Raw genomic sequence first — 18,271 nt, 5'->3', positions numbered from 1 at the left:
TTTTAGTAGGCATTGACTTTTTATAAATATCATCATATTATACTATGCAATATGCGTTTTAGATGCTGAACAGCTTATGAAATTCGGTGTGTTTACGGGTATCACACTGGATGACTGTATTTCAAACAACCGTAGGGATTTCTTGAAAGCCCGTACAATTATCAATGGCACTGACCAGGCAGAAAAAGTTCAAAGTTATGCTATGAATTGGCAAGCTCAATTAGGGTAGAATTTAGGGCGATCGCGACTCAATAATCTACCTTGAATTAAAGCTTAACTTTGATAGCTTTTGGGTCAATCGGTTAAAGCGTCGTGGTAGTTTGTGACAGTAGTGCGCGATCGCCCAAAACTTCCTCACAACAGTAAGCTGAAAAAAAGCCGCAGACTGTGGTAGGATTTTGTGATTTAACTGAAACCACTGCCCCTAGACAAACCCTAAGTAAAGCAGTAGCCAGAATGTTCAACTGTTTGAGTATCATACTTAAGCAGTCCATATTCAGTCATTTTAGAGAAGTTTGAAATTTAGACGGTGTTGCTTGTGGGCGAGCAAGGAAAAAGGAAGCAGTCGATGCGATCGGGGAATTGCCAGCAATGGTTGCAATAATTAATAACCTCCAGTGAAACCTCGGCGGTTGCTATAATTCCAAATAATCAAATCAAGATTAAGTGTGTCACCAGCAAACTCTCAACAACAAACGCCTCTATTAGATGCCTTGCGCGATCGCACAAATCACCCGCACGCCCCATTTTATGCCCCCGGACATAAACGCGGACAAGGAATCTCTCAACCCCTAATTGACTTATTCGGTGCGGCAGTATTTCGATCTGATTTGCCGGAATTGCCGGAGTTAGACAATCTCTTTAACCCAGAAGGTGCAATTGCCGAAGCTCAAGACTTGGCCGCCGCAGCATTTGGAGCTCAATCAACTCGGTTTTTGGCTAACGGTTCAACTTGCGGAATTATCGCCGCCATCTTAGCAACTTGCGGCCCTGGAGATAAAATTATCCTACCTCGAAATATCCACTCCTCGGCGATTTCTGGTTTAATTTTATCGGGTTCAATTCCAATTTTTGTCAATCCAGAGTACAACCCGGATTGGGATATTGCCAACAGCATCACCCCAGAAGCCACAGCCTCCGCATTAGAACAACATCCCGACGCCAAAGCAGTAATGATAGTTTACCCAACCTATCACGGCGTCTGCGGAGATTTGCGGGCGATCGCCCAAATTACCCATCAATACAACATACCGTTATTAGTAGACGAAGCCCACGGCGCGCACTTTAACTTTCATCCAAACTTGCCAGAACCAGCACTATCAGCCGGTGCCGATTTAACAGTACAATCAATCCACAAAACCCTCGGTGCAATGACACAAGCATCGATGCTGCACGTCAAGGGCGATCGCATAGATATCCAAAAATTAAATAGAGCATTGCAGCTAGTACAATCTACCAGTCCGAGTTACTTATTATTAGCATCCCTAGACGCAGCCCGCCAACAAATCGCACTCCACGGCAAAGAATTAATGGCGCAAACTTTACAGCTAGCAGAAAAAGCGCGATCGCGCATCAGTCAAATTCCAGGCTTATCAGTTTTAGAACCGTTAAATACTCCGGGTTTTGCAGCATTAGACCGCACCAGGCTAACAGTAAAAGTATCAGATTTAGGAATCACAGGATTTGCCGCCGATGAAATTCTGCACTCGGAACTCGCAGTCACCGCAGAATTACCAATGCCGCAACATCTAACATTTATTATCAGCTTGGGAAATACAGAATCAGATATTGACAGTCTAGTTAAAGCTTGTACTCTTTTAGAAGAAAGAAGGAAGAAGGAAGAAGGAAGTTCGGCAACGGATTCTGTAACGGATGTAACGGATGTCAGGAAAAAGGAAGAAGTCCGAAAGAAGAAGTCCGAGAGAAGAAGTCCGATGTCCGATGGAAGATTTGCCCACTCTCCCACTCTCCCACTCTCCCCCTCTCCCCCTCTCCTCTCCCCCCGCGAGGCCTTCTTTTTCCCAGCGGAAACAGTACCCGCAGACAAAGCAGTCGATCGACTCAGCGCCGAACTCATCTGTCCCTATCCCCCAGGAATACCAGTCCTGATGCCAGGTGAAATTATTACCCCAGAAGCCGTTGACTACCTGCAACAAATCCTGGCTGCCGGCGGAAAAATTACAGGTTGCAGCGATCCCGGCCTCCAAACTCTCAAGGTTGTGCGACAGTAAATATTAAGGCTTGGGGGAAATTGGGAGAATTTCTACTTCTTCCGCAAGTTCCAACTTCGGTCTTGCTTCAATCAAAAATCAAAAATCAAAAATAGAACTATGCTTTGGCCCTACGTCACTCCAGGCATTCCCGATGACTTATTTGAACGTTTACCGGGAATTCCCATGAGTAAGCGAGAAGTCCGACTGCTGTTAATCTCCCACCTGAGGCTGAAAGCAGACTCAGTGGTGTGGGACATCGGTGCAGGTACTGGTACGATCGCCGTAGAAACAGGTTTGCTGTGTCCCAAAGGTCGGATTATTGCCGTCGAAAGGGACGAAGAAGTAGCAAGCTTGATTCGCAGAAATTGCGATCGATTCGATCTCGACAACGTAGAAGTCATAGAAGGCAGTGCCCCGGAATGCCTTGAAAACCTGCCCCAACCCCCCCACCGAGTCTGCATCGAAGGAGGTCGCCCCATTAAAGCCATTCTCCAAGAAGTCTGGCGCTACTTGCAACCCCACGGTAGAGTTGTCGCCACAGCCTCGAATTTAGAGAATCTTTACGCCCTTTCTGAAGGGTTCGCCGAGTTGCAAGTCCGCAACATCGAGGTAGTCCAGTCCGCCGTCAACCGCTTGGAGACTCGCGGCCTCAGTCAAACCTTTGCCGCCGTCAATCCCATATTTATTCTCAGCGGCGAAAAGCTGGATTAGAAGTTAGTTGACAGTTGACAGTTGACAGTTGACAGTTGACAGTTAACTTTAACCTGGTTCCTCGGCAGAGCCTGGGAATACATACCCAATGCCCAATGCCCAATGCCCAATGCCCATTCCTAAATGCAATTCTTAATCTTTTTTAAGTTCACTTAACCTTCATACTTAAGAATAGGGGCGACCATAGCTGGATTGACCGCCTGACTTGAGATTTTGGATCGCCGATTGGGGATGGGGGTTAGCTGTGCAAGTGAGAAACTCGTGCTCTTGAAAAATCCAAAATCCAAAATCTAAAATCGAATGACCCGCCGCCGTCTGCAAGAGAAATTCATTTATGCCTTGGTCTCGTATCCTCAGTGGAATAGTTGCGATCGCCCTTGCTTTGGGAATGATTATTATGGGGGGATGGTACTTCACCCTCGGCTTTGGAGTCATCGTCTACCTAGGTCAATTGGAATATTTTCAATTAGCCAGGGCTAAAGGCATTGCACCCGCTGCCAAAACTACCTTAGCCGTCAGTCAAGGGCTATTAATTACTGCCGCCCTAGCACCGGAACTCGTAGATGCCATGTTCCCCTTAGCGGGAACCTTAATTTGTTTCTACCTGTTATTCCAACCTAAATTATCGACGATCGCCGATATTGCCTCCTCAGTTTTAGGATTGTTCTACGGCGGTTATTTGCCCAGCTATTGGGTACGGCTGCGAGTCGGCCTCGACCCAGCCAATCTTGCTACAACCCAACTTTCGCAAGCAGTAGCAAGCAATTTGCCGGTTAACATTTACCCATCCCCGTCTTGGACAACTTCTAGCCATATATCTTTAGGATTGACTTCGCTGCTGCTGGCTTTCTTCTGCATCTGGGCCGCTGACATTGGGGCTTATTTTGTCGGCAAATTCTTCGGTCGCACTAGCCTGTCCCACATCAGCCCCAAAAAAACCGTTGAAGGTGCCGTATTTGGAGTTTGCGGCAGCATCGCCGTGGCCGCGGCTGGGTCTTGGTATTTACACTGGCCGGGGTGGCCGTATACTGGGGCTGCTTTTGGTCTGTTGATTGGCGTTGCTAGCCTGTTGGGAGATTTAACTGAGTCGATGATGAAGCGAGACGCCGGTGTTAAGGATTCGGGACAGTTGATCCCCGGTCACGGCGGCATTCTCGATCGCACCGACAGTTATGTTTTTACCGCGCCCTTAGTCTACTATTTTGTCACTTTACTGTTGCCCGCGATCGACTCTTTTTTAATTAATCGGTAATTGGGCATTGGGAATTGGGCATTGGGAATTGGGCATTGGGAATTGGGTATTGGGCATTGGCCAAACAGGGCATGGGGTATGTATTCCTAGGCTCTACCGAAGAACCAGGTTAAAGCCAACAGTCAACAGTCAACAGTCAACAGTCAACAGTCAACAGTCAACAGTCAACTGTTAACTAACTAAGGTAAAACTCTAATTCCCCCCCGACAAACAATCTCCCCCGGACTCAAAATCAACTCTTCAATCTCAACTTCCGGCCCGAAATCTATTTTAAAACCATTGAAATCACTGCTCTTTAATTCTCCATCCATTTCGATTTCTGGTGCTTCAAACATCAATTCGCGACCGCTGGCCATCCGCAAACCCGTCCGCAATACCAAAGGAATTTGCCTACCGCCAGCGCGCAAAATTGTCGCCGAAAGCGTTAACAAACCCGCCTCAATAGCAATCTGCGAATTTTGCAACTTCAGCGACTGTTCCCTATCTGTCAGCGGCAGCATTGGCAGCAAAAATTCGCTTAAAGCATCAGCAAGCAAAGGCGCTTTCAGCGACGCATTCAAATCCGCTTGACTGAGCCTCAAAACGCCTGTCACGGGAACGGATTCCAGGAGGCGCAGGGGTTGGCCTTTGAGAGCTTGACCGAGGTTGATGCGAATGCCGCAGCCCTCTATCGCAACCTCTGTTAGGTGTAGTCCTTTATACACAGCACCGCGAGCGGCAGCCGTGACTTTGGGGATCGCACCGCTGAAGATTTGTCGATCGCTCCCCTCAATTTTCACCTTCAACTCGTCCACCTGCTGAACTTGCGATCGCAGCCACAACTGCACCGCCGGAGACAGCACCGCGCTCGCGATCCGGCTGCCTTGACTCGGCGAAGGTCTCCCCGGCTCCTCGCCGAGATTAACAGTCCCACCAGAGCCAGCAGCGCCATCTCTATTGTCAAATTGAAGAGAGTTTCGATCGACAGTCATAAATAATTTCAGAATATAAACCTTAATATTCAAGCACAGAAATTTAACTAGAACTTGCGCATCCGGCCTCAAAAACCCCTTTTATTCACAGATATATCGCCGTAAACCTCCAATTTTTATAAGAAACCGGGTTGATGAGCGCAACTCCTATTAACTCCAAAACCAAGCAGAAATCTCGCCTCAGCAACGCCAGAAGCAGAAAAATTCTCACCCTTTCCCCCCTTGGGATCTTTCCTTAGTTCGCGAGTTGTGCGCTCCCGAGGAAAAATTCGCGATCGAGCGTATAAATTTAACCAGCAGTACGGGATTTATGGTAGTGTTGGTTTAGGGTTTGGTCAGACCCACACCTCTAAAACCAGCCGCAAACCAACGGTGCAAGCCTGTGCCTGCGGCGAGTCTTTTCCTCGTAGTTTTTGCACAACATTCAGGGTCATGCCATCAGGACAATTCTTACAGGGCGCAACGCCCCCTGAGGATTGGTCGATGATTATAATTTATTCCCAAGCAGGAATTGAGCATTGCCAGCATCGGTTAATCAATTAACCTTGTCGTGTTTCCTCCCCCACCGCTCGCTCGTTGGGGGTTTCCACACTCCCGTCATGTCAGATGAAAGACTGCAAAAAATCCTCGCCCAGTGGGGCATTGCCTCTCGCCGTCTTGCAGAACAGATGATTGTAGCTGGACGAATCCGAGTTAATGGCAATATTGTTCGCTTAGGAGAAAAAGCAGATCCCGATCGCGATCTGATCGAAGTCGATGGAGTCCCGGTAAAACCAACGGATCGACCGTCACAGGTTTATCTGTTGCTCAATAAACCGGCAGGCGTCGTTTCTACTTGCAGCGACCCCAGAGCCCGTTCGAAAGTTCTCGACTTGCTGCCGCCCCAACTGCGCTCGGGTCAAGGCATCCACCCCGTAGGACGCTTAGATGCAGATTCCACCGGTGCCCTCTTGCTCACCAATGATGGTAAGCTGACATTTTGTTTGACCCATCCGCGTCACTCGATCGCCAAAACTTATCAGGTTTGGGTGCTCGGCGATCCCCCGGAACCCATACTGGAAGCGTGGCGTCACGGCATTATCTTGTCAGGCAGAAAGACTTTGCCCGCGAAAGTGAGAGTTCTCGATCGCGCGCGAGACAAAACTCTGTTAGAAGTCATTCTATCAGAAGGCAGGAACCGACAGATTCGGCGAACAGCCGAGCAGTTGGGATATCCCGTGGTGGGGCTGCACCGCACAGCGATCGGCCCGATTCAATTGCAGCGGCCCGAATTGCCAATATTGCCACCGGGCTGCTACCGACCCCTAGAAGATTCGGAAATTATTTATTTATGGAATCTAGTCAACCTAACATCAATAAGCGTGCCAGTAAAATCCCAGGAGCACAGCATATGACAAAGAATTTATTGTTTTTATTCTTCAAAACAACTAAGAAGAAACTGCACTCCCAAGAGCCAGAACCAGCTCAGAAGAAGCTAGCGGAAATTGGGGCTCAACTCCGCCAGTACCGCGAACAGCAGTCGATTTGTTTGGACAAAGTAGCTGTGGTAACAATGATTCGGCGGAATCTGCTGCAAGCGATCGAAGACGGTCAACTCGACCAACTTCCCGAACCCGTCTACACTCAGGGTTTGATCAAGCGCTACGCTGAAGCAATGGGTTTGGACGGAACTCAGTTTGCCGACTTTTTCCCGATCGAACCGCCACCCCGATCGAGAACCAAGCTATCCTGGCAAGATGGGCCTCAGTTGCGGCCGATGCACCTCTACCTCTTTTACACATTTCTAATTATCTGTTCAGTCAATGTCTTATCTCAGTTGATGGGCGGTTCTGTGACCGCTAAAAACGGTGCGGGAGCCGAAGAACTAGCGCTTGGGCAGCAAGAACAAGCCCGTTTAGCTGCTGAGGCATCGAACCCCTCACAAAATCAGAAACCGGATAGTTACGCCGCTGTGGAAGCAGCAAGAACAGGTCAAAATTTAGATAAATCTGGCAATAAACCAGTGATGGTTAGCGTCACTTTTAAAGCCGAATCGTGGATGCAGGTTGAAGTCGATGGCAAAACAGAGTTTGAGGGAATTTTGCCTTCAGGAACTGTACGCACCTGGCAGGCTCAAAAGCAATTGGTAGTTGTAGCTGGTAACGCCGGCGGGGTAATGGTTGCCGTCAATAACGGACAAGCCGAACAACTCGGAGTTCCTGGAGTCGTCAAAGAAGTTGTTTTTAAAGCAGACGACCTCAAGCCTGCAACACCGCCCAAAAAAGAAGGGTAACTGTTAATTGGTAATTGTTAATGGGTAATCGGGAATAGGTAATGGCTGGCAGTCCACGGCTTTTAATTAGAATGTCCGTCTTTATTCACTCATTACCAATTACCAATTACCCATTAACAATTACCAATTAGATAGATTCCGGTTGCATCGGAATAGTCAAATCCAGTCAACAGTCAACAATCACGGATGAATGGTGCAAACGGAATCTATCTAATTCATCTGCGTTAATCTGTGTTAATCTGCCCTCATCTGCGGTTAAAAAAAGTTAATTTCTAGGGCCGCAGATGACAATCGATTGACGCAGATTCACGCAGAGGTCGAGAAGAGAGATAGGAATAATTCTGATGCTAACAGATTTGATATTACCCATTAACAATTACCAACTACCCATTCCAGAGGATCAATTTTTATTTGGAGCGCGACCGGAGATGTAAGTCATGGTTTTGAGCCGATCGCGCACTTCCCAATTCAAAGCTTCGGGTCGATACCGCCAGCCCCAATTTCCCTCTGCTTTCCCCGGAAAATTCATCCGCGCGTCCGTACCCAAACCCAACAAATCTTGATACGGCACAATTGCCATATTAGCAATAGAAATCCAACCCATGCGGATTAAAGACCAGTGGATTCCTTGGGGATCGATGCAGCCCAAATAACGCAAAACCTCATCTCTTTCGTAGTTTTGCAGTTGATTGAACCAGCCGACAGTCGTGTCGTTGTCGTGGGTGCCGGTGTAAACTACGCAGTTGCGATCGTAGTTGAAAGGCAAAAAAGGATCGCCAGGGCCCGCGCCGAAAGCAAACTGCAAAATCTTCATTCCCGGAAACTCGAATCGATCGCGCAAAGCTTCTACTTCTGGAGTAATTACCCCTAAATCCTCAGCGATAATCGGCAAGTTGCCAAACTTCTCGTTAATTACATCCAACAAAGCTGTTCCCGGCGCTTTAATCCACTCTCCGTACATCGCAGTTTCTTGCCCGCGTTTCACCGCCCAGTAAGCCTCAAATCCTCGAAAGTGGTCGATCCGAGTCACGTCTACATAAGCGAAAATCGCTTCAAAACGCTGCACCCACCACTCGAAATTATTTGCTTGCAACTTCTCCCAATTGTAGACGGGGTTGCCCCACAATTGACCTGTACTGCTGAAGTAATCAGGGGGAACTCCGGCCATTAAAGCTGCTTCTCCGGTGGCTTCATCCAAGCAGAATATTTCTGGATGAGACCACACATCCGCGCTGTCGTGAGCTACATAAATCGGAATGTCGCCAATAATTTTAATATCCCGCAGGTTGGCATAGCGTTTCAACTCCGTCCACTGGCGAAAAAACTCAAACTGGACGTATTTGTAGTAATAAATCTCAGCATTTAGCTGCTGGCGCCACTTCTCTAGCGACTCGGGTTCTCGACGGGCAATTTCTGGTTCCCAATTGTTCCAGCTAACACCGCCAAAGTTGTCTTTTAGTGCCATAAATAAGGCGTAATCTTCCAGCCAACTCTCTTTGCTTTGGCAAAAAGCTGAGAATTCTTTTTGCTGGATCGGCGATGCTTTGGCTTGGAAGTTTTCGCAAGCTTTTTTGAGCAAAGGCACTTTCAGGGCGATCGCCCGCTCGAAGTCTACATAATCGAGCGGAAATTCTGGTAAATTAGCGAAGTCTTCATCGGCGAGCAATTGGTCGTCCCGCAGCAGTTCTGGGTTGATCAGCAGCGGATTTCCCGCCATTGCTGAATAGCACGAATAAGGAGAATTGCCGTATCCTGTCGGCCCCAGCGGCAATACCTGCCAGTATTGCTGGTCGCTCTCTACTAAAAAGTCAATAAAGCGATATGCTTCTATTCCCATGTCCCCAATGCCAAATCGACTGGGAAAGGATGTGGGGTGGAGTAGAATGCCGCTCGATCGGGGAAAAAGCATAATCTATCTAAAGATATAGGAATTAAACATTGACAATTTGACCGATATTCCCTACAAGTTAAACTTCGCAGTTTTTAGGGCGATTGTCAGGGCAAATACTTTTGTGATTGTCTCATATTTTCTGCGGGAACGTGCTTGCCAAATATTTGTTTTGGGTTCAACTCACCAGTGTAGAGTAGAGCCCAAAACATCAAAATCCGGAGTTAGGCGATCGCCTCGCGAATAAACCGGGTTCTTGTACCGGGGATCGCCTGCTGCAAAGACGTATTTTGGTCAATTGCACCCGGTTTATGGCTAACTTTTTAATATAACTTTTCTTTTGCTTTCGCCCCATCTCTCTGCGGCCGTAAATTGCCCGCTTGCCAAAAATCAGCCATCAGTTAAGCAGAGCCAATGCACAAATCAGCCGGCTGTTTTTGTATCTCAATAAACAGTCGGCTGCGGCATTACCTGAAAAGAGGCTGAGTTTAAGCTTGCTTGTTCAACAATTTCTGCACTTGTTTGAGAGCTATAGTGCCGACGTTGTACGCAGCCCAGCCACCAGCCAACAAGACGGGCAGCAATACTATTAGTATGCGGAAGTCAAAATCCATGAGTTCTCCTCCTAAAGTTTTTTAACAAATTCTCATAATCTATTTGTATCTCATTTTGTCGCCATTCTCCTGACTCTTTAACCAAATATTGTCGCTTTTGAAAGTTCCTCCGCCGGCAGCCGGATACGCAGGAGGACATCGCTCGGGAGGAATTGAGATCGAAACTTACTCCTGGGCGGGCGATCGACATTCGCTGCACCAATTATCCCACAATCTGTTTCGCAATCCCTTCCACCACCTTAGTTAGAGGATCTTTAGGGAAGTGCAGGGCAAACACCCCCTTGCTGGCGAGAAGCATCATCTTGTCACTGTGGGGCAGCACCCCTGCCACTGGGATGTTGTAAATACTCTCTACTTGCTGCTTCAAATCCTCGAAATCTAGGGATTCAGGGGCTTTGTTGATCGTCATCAAAATCTTGGGAACTTCTAATTTGCGGGCCACATCTACCGTGACAGCCGTTCCCTGAAAATCTTGCTGATCCGGACGCAGAATCAGCAGCAGGATGTCGGAAATGGTGATGCTGAGGAGGGTTTCTTCGTTGAGCCCCGGGTGCGTGTCTATAAATAGGTAGTCTAAGTTCAAAACCTCGATCAGTTCTTGAAAGCCGTCGGTAAGCAGTCCCACGTCGTAGCCTTCCCGCAAAACTCGCGCTATCTCCCCTGCTTTAATGCTCGAAGGAATCAGGTAGAGGCTGCCGTTACTGGCTAATTTTGGCAGCAGCGAACTCACATTGTAGGCCGTATCCGCGATCGGACACCGGCCCCACAGGTAATCGTTCAGGCAGCGATCCATGTTGCTCTCGCTGAAACCGAACAGCACGTGAATCCCCGGCGATTGAATGTCTGTGTCCACAATGGCGACCCGATTTCCGCCGCGAGCGATAATAGATGCCAGGTTTGCTGTCGTGTTCGATTTGCCAGTTCCGCCCCGGTAAGAGTGGACAGAGATGATTTTGGACATGATCTGCGTATGAGGGTAAGAAACGGCGAGAACCCATTATGATGCAATTCTCGATGCAGTCGAGTTCTCTGTCATTGTTCCTTGCCCCCCAAATCCTCCTTGTCTGTTAAACTATCAATTTTTTCATCTTTTATCCTCTTTTCTGCGCCCCTGCGCTGCCGCATCTGTTTGGCTTTGGCTTGCAAATCGCTGAACTCGTCATGGGGTTTGGTTTCGGCTAAACTAGCACCGCCGCCCGCATCGATCGGGACACCAGTTTTTGAGCTGCTTTCCGATTCAGTAACGGCGGCGCCCTGCTTATGCTGTTTGGCTGTTTTCTCCAACTGAGCTAAGTATTCGTCTGTCTGACTTTCGGCCTTGGGAAGCTCTGCGGCACCAGCAGTTATTTTTTGGGGTTCGGAAGGTGCTTTTTCAGAGGTTTCTTGTTTGCTAGTCCTCAGTTTAGCTTTCTTGTGCTGCAATTCTTTAAAGAAATCAGATTCTGTGATTTCTGCGACTTGCTGTTCTTTTTTGGCTTGGTCTATTTCGATTTTGAAGACTTGTTTTACTCGATCGCTAATTGCTTTCCCGTATCCGGCTTTATTAAATCTCTCTGCTGATACAATGCTACCGCCAGTTAAGATTAATGCTAAGGCTGGCGCTGCCACAGGCACCCACCCTCCCAACAGAAAAATCCCAAAGCTGATGGCGCAGCACCCGGACAGCATTGCTCCGAATGTCACCGTCAACTTCGCTGGGTGAGCCATCCGCGATGCCAACGTTCCTCCCACAATTGACCATGCCGAAATCCACAGGATTTCTGCCCATTTGGGCCAAAACCAAAACATCGGTCTGTTGTCTAAAACTGCACTCAAAATTTGGCTGACTACTTGTGCGTGTGCCACGATACCAGGCATGAATTGGTTGCTTTGCTGTCGCCCACTGTAAGGAGTATAAAAGAAATCTTTAACGGTTTCTGTGGTGTAACCGATGAACACTATTTTATCTTTAACTAAATTCGGGTCAACTTTCCCTTCTAAAACATCCGTAATTCTGACTTGGTTTGCGACTTGCTGCCTGGAACGATAGTTAATTAATATTTGATATCCCCTGACATCGGCATTATTGTATCCTCCGTCATTGCTTTCTAGTCGTTTTAATTGGGTTTTTCCCAGCCATAAAGATTGATCTGGTGCAAGTTGGGGAGAGATTTTTTGCCCTTGCAGGTAGCGGAGTGCTAGCTGGAGGTTAAAGGAAGCTAAAACTTGAGAATTGTCATTGCACAGATGTTTTTGGGTCGAGGATTTGCCCTTAATTGTCGGCGGTTTCATAAATAATAAAGCCCTGCGGAGTATGCCACCTGGATCTACTCCGAAATCTGCAAATCCCACCCGGTTTTCTGGCATTCCCGGCGGAGGCGGAGAACCGGGATTGTCCGGGCTCCCGTCGGTGACTAAACATACCCCGATAATTCGATCGCTTTTTTGTAAAATTTTAGTTAATTCCTCGCGCCCGTCTCCTAAAGGTACGTCTCGCAGTACATCTAAACCGATGACTGCAGGCTGCATTTTTTTGAGTTTTTGTAAGATTTCAGCTATTTTGCGATCGGATATCGGCCACTGTTTCAGTTTCTGAATGTCTGCTTCGGTAATCCCCACAACTAGCAAACGCGAGTCTGGCTGTTCCTCGGGACGCCACCTCACCATTTGGTCGTAAGCGCTTAATTCTACTGGTTCGAGTATTCCTAGCTGTCTGGCCCCCATCAAGGATAATGTTACTGCCGCGCTGGCAATTAATACAGACCTAACCAATGCTAGTGATGGTTTATACATTTGACTCAATTGAGCCGCTGCCGATCGAATTTTGTTAGATATTTTACTCATTATCCCAGCATAAAAGTTTGACTCGTTTCTGGAACAGCAGTTGTTTCGCCTTTGCCCCCTGCCGGAGACTTCCTCCATCTTAGAACACCGGGAAACTCCGACCGCTTTGTAACAAAATTTTACAGTTGGCCGCGAGCAACTGTATGCAATGATACTCGCGACCTAGGTGGCCTGATTTTTCGGATGGAGAATCCACTTGCCGATCGAATTAATTAATGTTATTGATGATATGTCAAGGTTCAAATTGTGTATCTGCGCCCTCGACTAGCCGCTCAAAAATATTTGTCGCCATCAGCGAATGCCTGTGTTTGCAATATTATAGTGAAAGGTACAACAAAATGAAACGTTTTCTACATCGGGCTACACTTGCGGTCGCCGTATCTGCGATCGCAGCTACCGTCACCAGTTCACTTGCACCGATGCGGGTACAATCCCAGGCTATTCTGCTGAGTCAAAATGTTAATTTCAAGCCTCCCGATGTCACAGCCCCCGGCAGCCGACAAGGAGGGACACATCGCGGCAGCAAGCTTTGTCCGGCGGGTTTATCTATTACTCCTTTAGTGCCTCCAACTAATATCGGTTTAACCCTAACAGAGTCTCCCACAATTTTTGTCTATGTTCCTCAAACGTCAGCAGAAATAGAGTTTACTTTGCTCAACGACAACGAAGACAAAGTGGTCTACGAAAAAACATTTAAACTTGACAAATCCGGGATTGTTGGAGTTAGCATTCCTGCTACGGGCAACAACAAATCCCTTGAAGTTGGTAAGCGATACGTGTGGTCGTTTTCGATGGTTTGCGACCCCGAAGACCGATCGGCAGATTTAGTTGTTAAAGGGTTCGTGCAGCGAATTGAACCGCAGGCAACTCTCAAGAGTGATTTGGCAAATCCCGACCCGATGACTAGGCTCAACATTTACGCTAAAAATGGGATTTGGTACGAAACTCTCGCTACTTTAGCCCAAATGCGACGCCAGACACCGGGGGATGCGATGCTGACAGCCAAGTGGACGCAATTATTGCAGTCCCAAGGACTGGAATCAGTTGCAACTCAACCGCTGGTTGGCCCTCTTTAAATCTCGCTATTTCTTGAAGTTTTGTCGGTCTTCCGATTGCGATGTAAAAATTGACAAATTTACCCGATCGCACCCGGGGTTAAAACTCCGGCTTAATAGTAGAGATGCGATCTATAATATCTCTACAAGTTGGTGAAAAAATGAAACGTTTTCTACATTTTACTGCACAGGCGATGGCTGTATTTGCGATCGCCGTTACTCTCCCCAGTTTGCTTTCGCCGATGCAGGCTGTGCCTGCACCAATTCTGCTGAGTCAGAATGTTAATTTCAAACCCCCAGATGTCACAGCCCCCGACAATCGGCAAGGGGGGACGCATCGAGGCTGTCATTTGCGCGAAGGTTTATCAATTACTCCCTTAATACCTGAAAGCAATATTGGTTTAACTCTAACAGAGTCGCCAACATTTTTTGTATATGTTTCTCAACCGGCGGCTCAAGTACAGTTTGTTTTGCTAAACGAAGATGAATCCGAAGTAGTCTATGAAACTACTATCAAAAATGACAAAGCCGGAATTGTGGGAGTTAGCGTTTCTGAGAAAGGCAAGACAAAAAATATTGAGGTTGGTAAGCGATATGTGTGGTCGTTTGCACTAGCCTGCGATCCTTTGGAGCGTTCTGGAGATTATATTGTTAAAGGATGGATGCAGCGAATTGAACCCCAGGCAAATCTCAAGAAGGATTTGGCAAATCCCGACCCTATGGCTAAGGTGATTGCTTATGCTAAAAATGGGATTTGGTACGAGACTCTTGCTACTCTAGCCGAAATGCGCAGCCTCGCACCCAATGATTCGCGGCTGAGGGCAGAGTGGACGCAATTGTTGCAGTCCCAAGGACTAGAATCGATTGCTACTCAACCCATAGTTCAGTCTTTTTAATAACGACTCTTGACCGATCAATGCTGAGTGTTTGCATAGTCAATTCTTCAATTATTCAATTCTTCAATGCAGTGACCGAAAGCAGCCAGGGTACAAGCCCGGTATTTATCCTGGCACAACCAAAAAATAGTATCCGATAACAAGTCTCCGGATTAATCCGTGAGATAGCTTTCTTCAATTCTCCAATTCTTCAATTCTTCAATCCAAAATCTAAAATCTAAAATCTAAAATCGATTGATGGCTAATAACTTTCCGACAATTCTGGCTCTTGATTTTGACGGTGTGATTTGTGACGGACTAATCGAATATTTCCAAACCGCTTGGCGTACCTACTGTCAAATCTGGAAACCAGTCGAAACAGTGCCAGATCCAGATTTAGCTTTGAGTTTTTACCGAGTGCGGCCCGCCATCGAAACCGGTTGGGAAATGCCACTGCTGATTCGCGCACTGCTGACAGGTATTACGGAAGAGCAAATTTTGCTGGAGTGGCCGAATATAGTACCGCATTTATTGACCGAAAATAATTTGAAAGCGCAGTCTGTCGGCGCTATGTTAGACGGATTGCGCGATAATTGGATTGCTGAGGATTTAGCTGGGTGGCTGTCTTTGCACCGCTTTTATCCAGGGGTAGCCGATCGCTTGCACTCCTTGCAGGAGAGTTCGGTGAAAGTGGCGATCGTCACTACGAAGGAAGGTCGTTTTGTGCGGGAACTTTTGCAGTTAGCAGGCGTACAAATGCCGTCAGAGTTGATTTTTGGCAAGGAATACAACAAGCCGAAACACCAAATTTTGCGGGAATTTTTGGCGGCGGCGGGCAAAGATTCGACTATTTGGTTTGTAGAAGACCGCTTAAAAACTTTGCTGTCGGTGAAGCAGCAGCCGGATTTATCTCAGGTGAGGTTATTTTTGGCTGATTGGGGTTACAATACTTTGGCTGAACGGGCATCGGTGGCTAAAACTCCACCCGTTCAATTGCTTTCTCTGTCGCAGTTTGCGGGAGATTTTGCCGATTGGCTGCCGAGCGAATGTTGATGTTGAATTTGTTGGCAGGTGGGATTTTTTTTCACTTTTCAGAGTCAAAAAAAATCACAAAATTTTACATCTTTTTTGTTGACTTTTGAGGCGCTGGCATGGTATTTTAATATAATGGGATGGTTGCAAAAATAATATTTTTGCAACCATCCCATTATTAGATATATAATAACAGGAATTCCAGAAAAAAGCAAGGATCTCGAAAAAAAAATTGATTTTTTTTATACAGTCTTGGAGGTACTATTGACCTGAGAAATTGGTTTTTTACAGTTTCTTCGGGCTGCAACGAAGTATTTTAGTTTATCGAACCCGGTTTATGACAAAAAACCAAGCTTCGGCACCCAAAGTTTGAAAAGTGTTTTGATAATTTCTCAGCTTGAAAGCTTTCTAATATTGAGACTTAAAACCCATGCTCGATTTAACTAAAGCAGCCAAGGCAATGCAGGGAATGAGCCAACATTTGAATGTGGAAGCTCAGGCGGCTCGCCAGCGTTTGGAAGTGGCTCAGAATTTGCTGTTGAAGGCGGCAGGGGAACAGGCAAAATTGGTGGAATTGCAAGAGAGTTGGCGCGATCGCACTTTATTCAATGCTGCCACGCCGATCGAGCCATTGTCCGATCGTACCTACATCACCGCACCCCCCGCCGCTCACACAGTCTTTGCCACAGACGGCTCGCAAATTTCCCCCAACCATCACGAAATAGCCTACTGCTACTTGCTAAACGTCGGCACAGTCATGCTGCACTACGGGCAAAGCCGCCACCCAGTTTTAGACAGCGTACCCGAGGTTTTCTACAAACCCGAAGACTTGTACGGTTCGCGGCAGTGGGGAATTAGAACCGAAGAATGGATGGGATACCGGCGAGCAGTTTCCGAAGCAATTGCCTTAGCAGAAATGGGCTGCAATTGGGCAAAAGTTAACGACAATAAATTGCCCGCGCCAGCTTTAGCAATGGTAGACGGTTCCCTGATTTATTGGTTTTTGGAACAGTTACCCAGCGAAGCGCGCGATCAAATTTTGCAGCCAATTTTAGAATCTTGGGACAAGTTGCGTTTAGCAGGAATTCCCCTCTTAGGATACTTAAGCGCTTCTCGCAGCAGCGAAAGTTTATCTTTTTTGCGGTTTGAAGCTTGCACCCACGAAGTACCAGACTGCATGACAAATTGCCCGAACGTCGGATTTGCCGCCACAATTTCTTTCGCCGAAAAAGCACCTTGTCAACAATTTGAACCTTTGCGGGATGCCATTTTGTGGGCAACAATCCTGTCACCGGGACAAAGAAGCCCTTTATGGAAATCCCAAGCTCGAATTTTAGATTTGTACGGTCTTAATTCCGTCTATTTCTGTTACGTTCACGTTGGCACAGAAATTGCTAGAATAGAAGTGCCGGAATGGGTAGCACAAGATACAGCACAGCTAGATTTAGCATTAGGAATGATGCTGGCTCAAGTACACAAAGGCGGCGGCTATCCGGTGACGCTAGCAGAAGCTCACAATCAAGCGGTAGTCACGGGGGGCGATCGAAGTCGCTTTTTCGCTTTGTTAGAGCAGCAAATGATTAAAGCCGGCTTAAAAAATGTCGGAATTTCTTATAAGGAAACACGGAAGCGCGGCAGTATTGCTTGAAGTAATAAGTAGAGTAGTCCTGGACGCAGAAACCGGGATTTTACGGAAATACTGGATTTGAGCCTTTAATACAGATCTAAAACCTGGTTTATTGGGTATTGATCCGTAAGTTATGTAGAGTTTAAATAGAGTTAAAAATGTTATATGCCAATAGAATTAATTATCTTAATTGCTTCGTTACTTGTATCTTGGCTGGTGTTTAATTGGGCTTTTAAAGTGTTGAAAGCCAGCATCGGGACAGCGATTGCTTTAGCAGCAATTGTGCTGGCGATGCAATTATTGTTTGGCATCGGGCCCAACCAGCTTTTCCAACACATAATTCATCTGCCGGAAACCCTGGGGAAAATGATTTCAGGCAAATGAATCAATTTAAAATTGGCGATTTTAGATTTTAGATTGGAGGACGAATATAATTGAATGTATGCCAAGGTCTGCTGTGGTGGCACAGATGCCTGTCGCTCAAATAAGTGTCACTCAAAAATGCGACTGGTCGATTCGCGTGGCATTGCTCAGAATAGGGACAAGAGCAAAGAAAAATACAAACTAGCTTAAGAGAAAACTAGAGATACAGATTCGCCTACCGGAAGGCGTGTCGATTAAGCTATGACTCTTCAATCTACCGCTAACTTTTGAAAGGAGAAAGACAATGACAAATCTGAGGAATCTGTTCCGCACACTGGCTTGGGCTTGGGTCATCGTTATCGGCGGATTGATGATTACCCCTGGTGGGATAGACTGTATTGCCTGTGGCCCTCTACTCACCCGATTCATGGGCGTAATTTCAATCCTGATTGGTATTTCAGGATTGGCTATCGGTTTTCGCGAACAGTCTGTTAGTGGCCATTGGTAACAAGTTAGAAGGGAGTAGATTTTGTCAATACCTCTTGGGATAGAAATATTATGGAATAATAATGATA

At 46.9% G+C, this 18,271-nt stretch carries 16 protein-coding genes; 11 read left to right on the top strand and 5 right to left on the bottom strand.

The annotated features are described in order from the left end of the window. Positions 1-668 precede the first annotated feature (668 nt). The 3 genes from QUA78_RS28890 to QUA78_RS28880 all read left to right on the top strand — a co-directional run bounded on the left by QUA78_RS28890 (position 669) and on the right by QUA78_RS28880 (position 4,176). On the top strand, positions 669-2,231 hold the full coding sequence (locus QUA78_RS28890; RefSeq protein ID WP_333305702.1) for an aminotransferase class I/II-fold pyridoxal phosphate-dependent enzyme: 1,563 nt from the start codon (positions 669-671) through the stop codon (positions 2,229-2,231). A 99-nt stretch (positions 2,232-2,330) separates the two neighbouring features. Continuing rightward, entirely contained in the window at positions 2,331-2,924 is a 594-nt protein-coding gene (cbiT, locus tag QUA78_RS28885) for a precorrin-6Y C5,15-methyltransferase subunit CbiT (protein ID WP_333305701.1), read from the top strand. Positions 2,925-3,258: 334 nt separating this feature from the next. Then, positions 3,259-4,176: a phosphatidate cytidylyltransferase gene (locus QUA78_RS28880; protein ID WP_333305699.1), complete on the top strand. Its 918-nt coding sequence runs from the start codon at positions 3,259-3,261 to the stop codon at positions 4,174-4,176. Between the two features lie 179 nt (positions 4,177-4,355). Here the strand turns inward: QUA78_RS28880 and QUA78_RS28875 are convergent, their stop codons facing one another. Further along, complete coding sequence (locus QUA78_RS28875) at positions 4,356-5,147, bottom strand: DUF2993 domain-containing protein (RefSeq protein ID WP_333305697.1); 792 nt, start codon at positions 5,145-5,147, stop codon at positions 4,356-4,358. Between the two features lie 599 nt (positions 5,148-5,746). Between QUA78_RS28875 and QUA78_RS28870 the strand changes: the two genes are divergently transcribed. After that, positions 5,747-6,541: a pseudouridine synthase gene (locus QUA78_RS28870; protein WP_333305704.1), complete on the top strand. Its 795-nt coding sequence runs from the start codon at positions 5,747-5,749 to the stop codon at positions 6,539-6,541. Then, positions 6,538-7,419 (top strand): RodZ domain-containing protein, encoded by an 882-nt coding sequence (locus tag QUA78_RS28865; protein WP_333305695.1) that lies wholly within the window; start codon positions 6,538-6,540, stop codon positions 7,417-7,419. Before QUA78_RS28870 ends, QUA78_RS28865 begins: the two co-directional genes overlap by 4 nt. Positions 7,420-7,819: 400 nt before the next feature. Here the strand turns inward: QUA78_RS28865 and malQ are convergent, their stop codons facing one another. The 4 genes from malQ to QUA78_RS28845 all read right to left on the bottom strand — a co-directional run bounded on the left by malQ (position 7,820) and on the right by QUA78_RS28845 (position 12,744). Beyond that, entirely contained in the window at positions 7,820-9,328 is a 1,509-nt protein-coding gene (malQ, locus tag QUA78_RS28860) for a 4-alpha-glucanotransferase (protein ID WP_333305693.1), read from the bottom strand. A 467-nt stretch (positions 9,329-9,795) separates the two neighbouring features. Continuing rightward, entirely contained in the window at positions 9,796-9,921 is a 126-nt protein-coding gene (locus QUA78_RS28855) for a photosystem II protein Y (protein WP_172184717.1), read from the bottom strand. A gap of 202 nt (positions 9,922-10,123) precedes the next feature. Further along, positions 10,124-10,882 (bottom strand): MinD/ParA family protein, encoded by a 759-nt coding sequence (locus tag QUA78_RS28850; RefSeq protein WP_333399165.1) that lies wholly within the window; start codon positions 10,880-10,882, stop codon positions 10,124-10,126. Between the two features lie 71 nt (positions 10,883-10,953). Next, a complete protein-coding gene (locus QUA78_RS28845) occupies positions 10,954-12,744 on the bottom strand; it encodes a CHASE2 domain-containing protein (RefSeq protein WP_333399164.1) in 1,791 nt (596 codons plus the stop codon). A 338-nt stretch (positions 12,745-13,082) separates the two neighbouring features. Here QUA78_RS28845 and QUA78_RS28840 point away from each other — a divergent pair, with 338 nt between their 5' ends. The 6 genes from QUA78_RS28840 to QUA78_RS28815 all read left to right on the top strand — a co-directional run bounded on the left by QUA78_RS28840 (position 13,083) and on the right by QUA78_RS28815 (position 18,204). Next, positions 13,083-13,820, top strand: a complete 738-nt coding sequence (locus tag QUA78_RS28840) for a DUF928 domain-containing protein (RefSeq protein ID WP_333307114.1) — start codon at positions 13,083-13,085, stop codon at positions 13,818-13,820. Positions 13,821-13,960: 140 nt separating this feature from the next. Beyond that, complete coding sequence (locus QUA78_RS28835; protein ID WP_333307116.1) at positions 13,961-14,695, top strand: DUF928 domain-containing protein; 735 nt, start codon at positions 13,961-13,963, stop codon at positions 14,693-14,695. A 237-nt stretch (positions 14,696-14,932) separates the two neighbouring features. Further along, positions 14,933-15,727: an HAD family hydrolase gene (locus QUA78_RS28830; RefSeq protein ID WP_333399163.1), complete on the top strand. Its 795-nt coding sequence runs from the start codon at positions 14,933-14,935 to the stop codon at positions 15,725-15,727. A gap of 409 nt (positions 15,728-16,136) precedes the next feature. Beyond that, positions 16,137-17,354, top strand: coding sequence for a DNA double-strand break repair nuclease NurA (locus QUA78_RS28825; protein ID WP_333399162.1), 1,218 nt, complete (start codon positions 16,137-16,139; stop codon positions 17,352-17,354). Positions 17,355-17,498: 144 nt separating this feature from the next. Next, complete coding sequence (locus tag QUA78_RS28820; RefSeq protein ID WP_172184703.1) at positions 17,499-17,717, top strand: hypothetical protein; 219 nt, start codon at positions 17,499-17,501, stop codon at positions 17,715-17,717. A gap of 283 nt (positions 17,718-18,000) precedes the next feature. Next, positions 18,001-18,204 (top strand): hypothetical protein, encoded by a 204-nt coding sequence (locus tag QUA78_RS28815; protein ID WP_333399161.1) that lies wholly within the window; start codon positions 18,001-18,003, stop codon positions 18,202-18,204. Positions 18,205-18,271 lie beyond the last annotated feature (67 nt).

Origin of the sequence: Microcoleus sp. K4-B3, from assembly GCF_036704615.1 — a bacterium.
Classification (GTDB): Bacteria; Cyanobacteriota; Cyanobacteriia; order Cyanobacteriales; family Microcoleaceae; genus Microcoleus.
The sequence above is the reverse complement of the archived record's forward strand: the minus strand, read 5'-3'. Positions and strand labels throughout refer to the sequence as shown.